General features: G+C 57.5%; 10 protein-coding genes and 1 pseudogene. 2 read left to right on the top strand and 9 right to left on the bottom strand.

The genetic code is table 11. The features are described from left to right. From nuoF to GXX34_00230, 9 genes are all read right to left on the bottom strand, one after another. Nucleotides 1–2,979: NADH-quinone oxidoreductase subunit NuoF (nuoF, locus tag GXX34_00270; GenBank protein ID HHW05958.1), on the bottom strand; the 2,979-nt coding region annotated here is incomplete at its 3' end. Continuing rightward, the gene (locus GXX34_00265) at nt 2,964–3,320 is read right to left on the bottom strand and encodes a (2Fe-2S) ferredoxin domain-containing protein (GenBank protein ID HHW05957.1); all 357 of its coding nucleotides are present in this window, start codon (nt 3,318–3,320) and stop codon (nt 2,964–2,966) included. The genes GXX34_00265 and nuoF, both read right to left, overlap by 16 nt. A 14-nt stretch (nt 3,321–3,334) precedes the next feature. Next, the gene (locus GXX34_00260; protein ID HHW05956.1) at nt 3,335–3,877 is read right to left on the bottom strand and encodes a sensor histidine kinase; all 543 of its coding nucleotides are present in this window, start codon (nt 3,875–3,877) and stop codon (nt 3,335–3,337) included. A gap of 8 nt (nt 3,878–3,885) precedes the next feature. Continuing rightward, a complete protein-coding gene (locus GXX34_00255; protein HHW05955.1) occupies nt 3,886–4,371 on the bottom strand; it encodes an NAD(P)H-dependent oxidoreductase subunit E in 486 nt (161 codons plus the stop codon). A gap of 94 nt (nt 4,372–4,465) precedes the next feature. Next, nucleotides 4,466–5,209 (bottom strand): PHP domain-containing protein, encoded by a 744-nt coding sequence (locus tag GXX34_00250; protein ID HHW05954.1) that lies wholly within the window; start codon nt 5,207–5,209, stop codon nt 4,466–4,468. Further along, nucleotides 5,190–5,552 (bottom strand): serine kinase, encoded by a 363-nt coding sequence (locus GXX34_00245; protein ID HHW05953.1) that lies wholly within the window; start codon nt 5,550–5,552, stop codon nt 5,190–5,192. Before GXX34_00245 ends, GXX34_00250 begins: the two co-directional genes overlap by 20 nt. Then, nucleotides 5,539–6,909 (bottom strand): 4Fe-4S dicluster domain-containing protein, encoded by a 1,371-nt coding sequence (locus GXX34_00240; protein HHW05952.1) that lies wholly within the window; start codon nt 6,907–6,909, stop codon nt 5,539–5,541. Before GXX34_00240 ends, GXX34_00245 begins: the two co-directional genes overlap by 14 nt. Nucleotides 6,910–6,912: 3 nt before the next feature. Further along, entirely contained in the window at nt 6,913–7,308 is a 396-nt protein-coding gene (locus GXX34_00235; protein ID HHW05951.1) for an anti-sigma regulatory factor, read from the bottom strand. Between the two features lie 96 nt (nt 7,309–7,404). Beyond that, on the bottom strand, nt 7,405–7,773 hold the full coding sequence (locus GXX34_00230) for a transcriptional regulator (GenBank protein HHW05950.1): 369 nt from the start codon (nt 7,771–7,773) through the stop codon (nt 7,405–7,407). Between the two features lie 412 nt (nt 7,774–8,185). Here GXX34_00230 and GXX34_00225 point away from each other — a divergent pair, with 412 nt between their 5' ends. Continuing rightward, the gene (locus tag GXX34_00225; GenBank protein HHW05949.1) at nt 8,186–9,451 is read left to right on the top strand and encodes a copper amine oxidase; all 1,266 of its coding nucleotides are present in this window, start codon (nt 8,186–8,188) and stop codon (nt 9,449–9,451) included. 339 nt (nt 9,452–9,790) lie between these two features. Further along, nucleotides 9,791–9,866: pseudogene (locus tag GXX34_00220) on the top strand (polysaccharide deacetylase family protein).

Raw genomic sequence — 9,866 nt, 5'->3', positions numbered from 1 at the left:
GAGGCGTTTTTCCGGTGCCAAAGCGGCAGGTTTGATGCGCGGGTGTTCCTTTTCCATCAGTTCGCCGGACAGTTTCCTGACCCGTGCCTTGGTGGGCACCACAATGCCGTCGCCGCCCAGGAACTTGTCGATTTCGCCGGCTGCTCGTTTGCCGCCTTGAATGGCTTCTACGACGGTGGCCGGTCCGGTGACGCAGTCGCCGGCGGCAAAGACGCCTGCCACGCTGGTCAGGGAGCTCTTCGGAGCGGTGACCACCGTACCGTACTTGGAAACTTCGATGCCTGCGGCTTGGGCCAGATCCCGGTCCACCGTTTGCCCGATGGCGGAAATGACGAAGTCAGCGGGTAAGATAAACTCCGAACCTTCCACCGGCACCGGTGTCCGGCGGCCGCTCCGGTCGAATTCGCCGCCTCGCATGCGGAGGCATTCCACGCCGGTGACCCGACCGTTGGCGCCGATGATCCGTTTCGGGTTGGTAAAGCAGTGGATCTTGATGCCTTCTTTTTCCGCTTCGGCAATTTCATCCCGCAAGGCGGGCATGTCTTGTTTCTGCCGGCGGTAGACCAGCTGTACTTCTTTCGCTCCCAGCCGCAGGGCCGTGCGGGCCGCGTCGATGGCTACGTTACCGCCGCCCACCACGATGACGGAGCGGCCGGTGAGATCCATTTTTTCGCCCAGGTTGACCTTCCGCAGGAAAGTGGCTCCCGGCATGACGCCTTCTAATTCCTCACCCTCGATGCCGAGCTTCAGGTCCCGGTGGGCGCCCACGGCCACGAAGAATGCCTTGTAGCCTTCTTCCTTGAGCTGTGCTAAGGTGATGTCCCGGCCCAGGGCGCAGTTGGTCTTGATTTCCACCCCCAGGGCTTTGATGGTGTCAATTTCTTTCTGCAGGGTGTCTTTCGGCAGCCGGTATGCGGGGATACCGACGGCGAGCATACCTCCGGCCACGGGCAGGGCTTCAAAGACGGTGACCGGGTACCCTTTCTTAGCGAGATAGTAAGCGCAGGTGAGGCCCGCCGGTCCGGACCCGATGACGGCCACCTTGGCGTCCTTCTTCTGGGCCGGTGCTTCCTCTTTGGGGAAGCCGTGCTGCAGCACGTAGTCGGAAGCGAACCGTTTCAGCTCGCGGATGGCAATGGGTTCATCCAGTTTGCCCCGGTTGCACTTGCCCTCGCAAGGATGGTTGCAGACCCGGCCGCAGACGATGGGTAAGGGGTTCTCTTCCTTGATGGTTTCATAAGCTTCCGTGTATTTCTTCTGCCGGATCAGGTCTACATAAATAGGAATATCCACATTGGCCGGGCAGGCGTTCTGGCAAGGGGAGTTGAACAGGGAAGCACAGACGGAAGCCCGGCAGTACTTATCCTTAATGTGCTCTTCATATTCGTGACGGAAATAGCGGATGGTGCTCAAGACAGGGTTAGGCGCCGTCTGGCCCAAGCCGCACAAAGCCGAATCTTTGATGGTTTGTCCCAGTTCAATGAGGAGTTCGATATCGCCTTCCTGCCCTTTGCCTTTGGTGATGCGGTCCAGGATCTCCAGCATCCTGGTGGTGCCGACCCGGCAGGCGGTACATTTGCCGCAGGATTCCTCCTTGACGAACTCCAGGAAGAACTTGGCGATATCCACCATGCAGGTGTCTTCGTCCATGATGATGAGGCCGCCGGAGCCCATGATGGTGCCCAGGGCTGTGAGGGAATCGTAGTCGATGGGCACATTCAGGTACTCGGCCGGGATACAGCCGCCGGAAGGACCGCCGGTCTGGGCCGCTTTGAATTTCTTCCCGTTGGGAATGCCGCCGCCGATATCGTAGATTATCGTGCCCAGTGGGGTGCCCATGGGGATTTCCACCAGGCCGTTGTTTTCGATCTTGCCGGCCAGGGCGAAGACTTTGGTGCCCTTGCTCTTTTCCGTACCGATGGACCGGAACCAGTCGGCTCCTTCCCGGATGAGGGTAGCCACGTTGGCCAGGGTTTCCACGTTATTGATGACCGTCGGTTTACCCCATAGACCTGAAACCGCCGGGAAAGGAGGTCTGGGTCGCGGCTCACCCCGGCGCCCTTCAATGGAAGCCAGAAGGGCCGTTTCCTCGCCGCAGACGAAGGCGCCGGCCCCGAGCCGGATGTCGATGTCAAAGCTGAAGGAAGTGCCGAAGATGTTCTTGCCCAGCAAGCCCAGCTTTCTAGCGTCTTCAATGGCTTTTTTCACCCGGTTCACCGCGATGGGGTACTCGGCCCGGATGTAGACATAGCCTTGGCCGGCACCAATGGCATAGCCGGCGATGGCCATTCCTTCTAACACTGCATGGGGATCTCCTTCCAGGATGCTGCGGTCCATGAAGGCACCCGGGTCTCCCTCGTCGGCGTTACAGATGATGTACTTGATATCGCCGGGAGCTTTGTGGGCAAATTCCCATTTGAGGCCCGTCGGGAAGCCACCGCCGCCGCGGCCCCTCAAGCCCGCTTTTTTCACTTCTTCGATGACTTGTTCCGGAGTCATGGAAGTGAGGACTTTACTCAGGGCAAAATAGCCGTCCTGGGCAATGTACTCTTCGATGGATTCCGGATCGATGACGCCGCAGTTCCGCAGGGCAATCCTTTTCTGGTGCTTGAAGAAGTCAATGTCATGGAGATCCCGTGCCGGTTCTGCTTCCGGTGCTTTAAAGAGTAACCTTTCCAGCGGCCGGCCTTTGATGAAATGTTCTTCCACCAATTCCGGCACATCTTCCGGCTGCACCTGGCAGTAGAAGGTTCCTTCCGGATAGACGACCATGTTCGGGCCGAAGCGACAAAAACCGAAACAGCCCGTATCCACCACTTTAATTTCTTTATCCAGCGAACGCTTGGCTAACTCCGCCGCCAATGCGTCTTTCAGTTTTTCCCGCCCGGAGGCCACACAGCCAGTACCGTGGCAGATGAGTACATGTGAGCGGAAGAACTCCATTGAAAACCCCCCTTTGCGAGCTATTTGACCACCCATTCACTGACGGTGATCCCGTTGACCACGTGTTGTGCCACGATTTGCCTAGCTTTTTGCCCATTGATTTTGCCATACATCACTTTAGACTTGCCGGGTATTTCCACTTCTACCAAGGGCTCTTGGGCACACATGCCGATGCAGCCGGTCTGGGAGATGATGACGTCTTTCAGGTTGCGCTTAGCCACCTCGTCCATGATGGCCAGCATCACCTCCCGGGCACCGGCGGCAATGCCGCAAGTTCCCATGCCGATGGTTATTTTGATCTTGTGACTACTTTCACGGCCACCCATCTTTTCCAGGGTATCGGCTTTGATTTTTTCCAGCTCCGCTAAGGTTGGCATGAAATCACCTCCATTCAAAGCTGATTGAGTTGTGCTTGCAAGCCCGTGAGGAGCAGGCGGAACACTTGAGGCTCGGCAAAAGACGTGACACCGTGCTGGGCGGCGAAGGCCCGGCTGTCGAAGACGATGCGCTTGCCGTTTTTCCGGTGCACGTATCGCAGATGCAGGTCACGGGTGTCCGCCAGGAAAACACAGATGCTGCCGGCCAGGTTGCCGATGGGCGGGCGGTCCAGGTGGCTGTATTGGAAAACGGCTTTCAGGCGGGTACCTTTGCCCGGCCTGGAATACAGCTTCACATAACCCCCGCTGGCTTCCGCCGTGGCCTTGAGCATGGGCAATCCCAGTCCCACTTTCACTTTCCTGCTCTGCCGGGTGGTGGTAAACGGGTCAAAAGCTCTTTCTAAGAGCCTGTCGTCCATGCCCCGGCCGTTATCGGCGACGGTGAAGGCCAGGATGTCTTTTTGCTCATCCTCCAGCACCGCCAGCAGGATTTTGGTGGCACCTGCTTCCTTGGCGTTTTGCAAGATGTCAAGTATATGCAGGGAGATTTCCGTCATCCCATCACCTATTGCCGGCGGTAGCTTTCCAGGATAGCGGAAGCCTTGTCCGGCTTTAACAGCCCGTGGGCATGGTCGTTCACCATCATGACCGGCCCCAAGCCGCAGGCTCCCAGGCACCGGACCACTTCCAGGGAGAACATCCCGTCATCGGTGGTATCCCCGGCCTTGATGCCCAAATCGTGTTCGATTCTTTCCAGCACTTCCGGTGAGCCTTTCACGTAACAGGCGGTGCCTTTGCACAGGGAGATATTGTACTTGCCTTTGGGTTTGATGCTGAAATGGGAGTAGAAGGAAACCACGCCGTAAACATCTCCCAGGGACACGCCTAAGGCTTTGGCGATGCGGATTTGCACCGGCTTGGGCAAGTAGCCTATCAACCGCTGGGCCTGGTGCAGCACTTCAATCAAGGCGCTGGGCTGCCCGCGATAAGGCTCCAGCAGTTCATCCAGCTTCTCGTAGTCAATTTGTTTCTCTGCGCAGCAACAGCTCATTCTTCCGACCCCCTTTGATAAATGATGTAACCATGTCCGGCACCGGTTGTCCTAATTCCAGGCAATCCCCCCTTTCCGGGTATGTGAGGGTCAATCAGCTCTTTGAGAGCTGTTGATTTTCCATGGCGTGACGGAAAAAGTCGATGAGGACAGCGGTGTTGTCGATCTCCTCGGGAAGCATGGTGCGCACTTTTCCCAGGTCGACCAGGTAGTGGGCATCCGAGGAGAAAACCAGTTGGTAACGTTTGAACCATTGATATGTATGGGACAGGGTGGACACGGACTGCGGGTCCGATATCTCCAGCGCTGCCAGCGGCAGCTCGGGGGGAATCAGCCCCAGCACCCCCGGCAGGCTGAAACCCTGCCGGTTGACGTGAGCAGCGATGCATACGCCCCCGATGCGCACTACCTCCGCGGCCGCTTCTGTTAAGGACAGGTCCAGGCTGTTGAGGAGCAGCCGGTCCTCGGTGCCGGTAATCCGGCCGCAGGCGTCCACAATCCACTGGGGTCCGAAAAACTCCTCCCGGTTTTTGACCCTTGGCAGGGTCCGGTCCACGATTTCCTGCAGGCGGAAGGCCTTTTCCGGGGTATCGAATAAGCAGACCAGATGGACGTCTTCCCGGGTCTGCAGTTCCAGGCCCGGTACGACCTGAATGGGATAGTTTTTGGCCGCCTCCCAAAAGGCCGGCACGTTCAGGGTGGAATTGTGATCCGTAATGGCAATGAAACGCAGCCCTTGTTCCACGGCTCTGGCCAGCACCAGGGGCGGTGTCATCTCATCGCCGGCGCAAGGGGATAAGACGCTGTGTACATGCAAGTCAGCACCGGCCGCTTTCATGATCGCTACCCCTAGCAGCCAGTAGTTGGTACAATTTGCCGGCTGTTTCGAAGGTGCTCATGCCGGTCAACAGCAGGGGCACCCCGTTTTCTTCCGCCCGGCGCATCGTTTCGGCTCCCGGTTGCTTGCCGCAGGTAAACAAGACGGCGGCTAAGTCCAGCAGGGCGGCCACTGCCACCACATTTTCATGGGTCAGGATGGTGACCAGGATGGAGCCTGCTTGGGCTGCGGCCATGACATCGCTCAAGAGATCCGAGCAGTAGACGCCGGTCACCTGTTTTGCCAGAGCGGCACCGCCCACCGGTTTTAAATTCAAGGCGGCAACGATTTCAGCCAGTTCCATGCTCGTTTTCATCCTCTCCCGCCGGTTTGTGCTCCCTGGCACTGCCCATGGCCGGCGGCACCAGGGAAGCCAGTTCCATCACTTCTTTGGCCAGTTTGCTCACTTTTTCCCGCAGCTTAAATACGCAGTCTGTTTCCAAGCTCAAACCCTGCACGATATCTTCCGCCAGGGCACGGCAGGTGGGTGCGCCGCAGGAGCCGCAATCTAAACCGGGTAGGGAGGCCAGGGTTTTTTCCAGCATTTCCAGCTTGCTGATGGCCGTGGCCACGTCACGGTCCAGTGAAAAAGGCTGCCGCGGCTGCCCGGTGATGCTGCCCAGCTTGAACCAATCGTACCGGTCCAGTAACCGGCGGTATTCTTCTTGCTGTTCCCGGCCGGCTCTTTTGACGGTGCCGGCCTGGTGTTTTAGGCGGGCCATGGCCAGGTGGGGATTGGTGACGGTTAGGGCCCCGCCCACACAGCCGCCGGTACAAGCCTGGCACTCCAGGAAATCGATTTCCGCCAAGTGGCCCATTTCCACTTCCGCCAGGACACTGATGACATTGTGGATGCCGTCCACCACGAGAGTATTGACTTTTTCCAATGCGGTGGCTTCGCCCCCGGAACGGCCCCATCCTACACCGGCGGCGGAAGCCTTGACCGGGAGTTCCCGCACTACGGTGGGCAGCATCTTGCGGATTTCCCCGTAAACCTGCCGGATGGTTAAAACCCCGTCTACATGACTGGCAGCATCAGGCCTGAGCCGCCGCACAGCGGTGATTTTCGCCGGGCAGGGGGAAATGAAGAACACGCCTACATCCTCAGGCTTAAACCCGGCTGCGGCGGCTTCCGCCTTAGCCAGCCTGGCTGCCGCATCCATGGGCGATGCGATGGGGATCAAGTGACTTAACAGCAGGGGAAACCTGACTTGTATCAAACTGACCACTGCCGGGCAGGCCTGGGAAATGAGGGGTTTAGGGGAACGGGCCCCGGCTATGTACGCCTGGGTGGCTGCCGAGATCAAGTCGGCGGCGTAAGCCACTTCAAAAACCCGGTCAAAGCCCAGCTTGAGCAAAGCGGCATGAACGGTGCCGATGCTGACTTTTTCGGGAAACTGCCCGTAAAGAGAGGGAGCGGGCAGGGCCATGGTGTATTTGAATTCCTTCAATTTATCCGGGCTGTCGCTCACAGCGATCTTGGCTTGATTGGGACACACGCGGATGCATTCGCCGCAGTCGATGCAGCGCTCCTCGATGATCCGGGCCTTGCCTTCTCTTACCCGGATGGCTTCGGTAGGGCAATGACGGATGCAGTTAGTGCAGCCCCTGCACTTCTCAACCTCCAACCGGACGGAATGAAAATAGCTCCCCACGTCCATCACCTACTCCTGCTTTTTGCAGTAGATAGCGGCCAGAAGTTTCGTTCCTTTATTAATCTCCGTGGCAATAGTTAATTTGTCTGACCAGCGGCGGATGTTGGGCAATCCCATGCCGGCGCCAAAGCCCATTTCCCGTACATGGGCCGGAGCGGTGGAATAGCCTTCCTGCATCGCCAGGTTCACATCGGGTATGCCGGGACCATGATCCTCGGCCGAAATTTCAATCAGATCCGGCGACAATTCCACTGTCAATGTGCCGCCGCCGCCGTGAATGACCAGGTTCATCTCCAATTCATAGGTGATGATTGCCGCTCGCCTGGCCACTTGGGGGTCGTAACCGATACCGAGCAAAACCTGTTTGACCTTGCCGGCCGCTTGGCCCGCCGCCTGAAAATCCATGCTTGCTACCTGGAAGGTATAGCGAATGGCTTTGGACTTGCCATCGATAACCACCGGCGCTGCCTCCCTGCCCACAAACTCCGGTGCGATGCTGGGCTAGCGATGGGCGTATTGGGGCTCCACCAGGCCGGATAGGCCGTGGGCGTACAGCACACCGCAGCTTTCAAAAAGGAACATCTTCGTGCTCAGGAGGGGAATTTGTTTCTGCCTGGCCAAATTGATTACGGCTTCATCGGGGACTTTGCCGCGGACGTACACGATGCCCCGGGCGCCAATGATGTCCGCCGTATTGATCAAATGCTCGTTGGTTAATCCCGTTAAAAGTAAAACTCCTTCGGGTGCGTAAGCCAGCATGTCGCTTAACAGGTCGCAGCCGAAGGCCATGTTAACTTCTCGCTGGAGGAACTCCTCTCCCCAGAGCACCCGGGCATGCAGCAAATCTCTGACTTTTTCCAAGGAGAACATTTTCCCGCCCCCGTTATGAACGAGACCACTAGATGCAAAATAGATTGCACTATTTTTCACTATCTATCTTTTAAACGACCCTTTATTGATTCCTCTTACTATTTCTTACTGACTCTATTCGAGGAGCCGGCAGCAACTCCTGCCGTTCCACTAGTTTGTTTGTAAATCGCAATAATTAACCAAGATTAATTATAACTTAGTTAGGTTCCCGCCGGGCCGGCAAGGAAAGTGAAATATTTTGGGTGGGATATACATCCTCCCGGCAGGCGGCGACCAGGGATTAATCCAGGGAATACGTTGAATAACAAATGCCGGTTGCAGGATAATGCAGTCCCAGGGTCAAAGTAAATAACTTATGCCAAATGGCGGTTTAATACTAGGTGTTACCCAGCACCGACCGGGAGGTTGCCGGATGAACACGAAAAAGTTCTGCGCCTGCGCTCTTCTATTAATGGTATTGTTCTTGGTGCCCGTGGCTGCCGCTTCTGCACAGGAGGGTCGACCCATTGGAGTTTTCCTGGACGGGCTGCCGGTGCAGTTTGACGTGCCGCCCCTAATTCACCAGGGCCGGACCATGGTGCCTTTCCGGGCCATTGCCGAAGCCCTGAATCTAACCGTGAACTGGGATGAGCAGACCCGCACCGTGACCACCACGGGAGGGGGAACGGTGGTGCGGCTGCAAGTGAACAATCCTACGGCGTACTTAAACCAGCAGCCCGTTTGGTTGGATGCGCCGCCGTTAATCGAGCAAGGCAGGGTGCTGATCCCGCTACGCTTTTTCAGCGAGGCCTTCAACTGCCGGGTGGAGTGGGACGGCACCGGCGGGGCGGTCAGCATCACGTCCCCGCCCGTAGATATGACCGTCATCGGGTTTTATGCCTTAGGGGACAGTAAGACCAGCAGTTGGACTGACCTGTTCGGTGTGCCTTACCCGGAAACCCGGACCGGCAATACGGACGTGGTGGATGAAATAGCTGCCGGTTGGTACAGCTTGGACCGGGACGGCAACCTCTTGACGAAAAGCAGGACCGGCTGGCAAAGGCCCGACGGCTGGGAAAAGGTTTTACAAGCCGCCCGGGAGTACGGCCTGGCCGCGGAAATGGTGATTCATGTGACGGACGGCGACGGCACTCTGGCATCCTTGCTGCCCAGTGAACAAGCGGTGACGGAGGCCGTTACAAATATAATGAAAGAAGCGGTCCTCTACCGGGGGATTAACCTGGACTTTGAGGGATTGGGCTACCGGGAAGAGGGGGAGGAACTGTTGCAGACCCGGCAGGCTTTTAACCATTTCGTCCGGCTGCTGGCGGCGCAAGCCCGCCAAGCCGGGTTGAGACTCACCCTGACGCTGCATCCGCCCAATAGCGCCTATCAAGGATATGATTACCAGGCCCTGGGGGAAGCGGCGGACCGGATTATCATCATGGCTTACGACTACGGCTCGAAGCCGGAACCGGATTCTCTGGTGATCCAGGCCGTGGAGCAAGCGTTAAGCCAGGTACCCAAGGAAAAGCTAATCCTGGGCATTTCCATCCCCAGCGAAAACCCGGACAGCCTGCTTACCAAAGTGGGGATCGCCAAGCGCTACCGGTTGAGGGGCATTGCCCTGTGGCGCCTGGGGTTGTTGAACGGCGAAATGTGGGATACCTTGCGGAGTACGGTTGCAGTCAGCCGGTAGAATAAAAATAATAGTATAATCTGCCAGCCTGTTGGTCAAGCTAGTCTTGAGGTGATGGAGTTGAACCGCAAAAGAGTGTCTTGGGCGGTGGGCATCTTGGCTCTGTTTGCCCTCGGTTTTTGGTTGGCAGAGGCAGGTTGGCAGATCAGGCCGGTGCCGAACCGGTCGGTACCCAGGGAATTGACCGAGTACGACGTGAAGCAGCAGCCGGTGGAGCTCTCTTCCGCCTACGAGCTGGAGGGGGGACCGGAACGGACCGGGCGGGGTTTTCCCCAACGGGAAATCATCGATTTGGCTTCCGAGTTTCCCGGGGTCGTTTTTAACCAGGGGGATCCGAAGGAGAAGAAGGTGGCTTTGACCTTTGATGATGGGCCCGATACCGATACTACGGTTAAAATCCTGGACATTTTAAAAG

It is taken from the genome of Clostridia bacterium (assembly GCA_012840125.1).
GTDB lineage: Bacteria > Bacillota > DULZ01 > DULZ01 > DULZ01 > DULZ01.
The sequence above is the reverse complement of the archived record's forward strand: the minus strand, read 5'-3'. Positions and strand labels throughout refer to the sequence as shown.

Excerpts from the sequence above, each read along its gene's own strand:
- GXX34_00255 (HHW05955.1), bottom strand. The coding sequence starts at position 4,371 with ATGAGCTGTTGCTGCGCAGAGAAACAAATTGACTACGAGAAGCTGGAT.
- GXX34_00260 (HHW05956.1), bottom strand. The coding sequence starts at position 3,877 with ATGACGGAAATCTCCCTGCATATACTTGACATCTTGCAAAACGCCAAG.
- GXX34_00250 (HHW05954.1), bottom strand. The coding sequence starts at position 5,209 with ATGAAAGCGGCCGGTGCTGACTTGCATGTACACAGCGTCTTATCCCCT.
- GXX34_00235 (HHW05951.1), bottom strand. The coding sequence starts at position 7,308 with ATGGATTTTCAGGCGGCGGGCCAAGCGGCCGGCAAGGTCAAACAGGTT.
- GXX34_00265 (HHW05957.1), bottom strand. The coding sequence starts at position 3,320 with ATGCCAACCTTAGCGGAGCTGGAAAAAATCAAAGCCGATACCCTGGAA.
- GXX34_00245 (HHW05953.1), bottom strand. The coding sequence starts at position 5,552 with ATGGAACTGGCTGAAATCGTTGCCGCCTTGAATTTAAAACCGGTGGGC.
- GXX34_00240 (HHW05952.1), bottom strand. The coding sequence starts at position 6,909 with ATGGACGTGGGGAGCTATTTTCATTCCGTCCGGTTGGAGGTTGAGAAG.
- GXX34_00225 (HHW05949.1), top strand. The coding sequence starts at position 8,186 with ATGAACACGAAAAAGTTCTGCGCCTGCGCTCTTCTATTAATGGTATTG.
- GXX34_00230 (HHW05950.1), bottom strand. The coding sequence starts at position 7,773 with ATGTTCTCCTTGGAAAAAGTCAGAGATTTGCTGCATGCCCGGGTGCTC.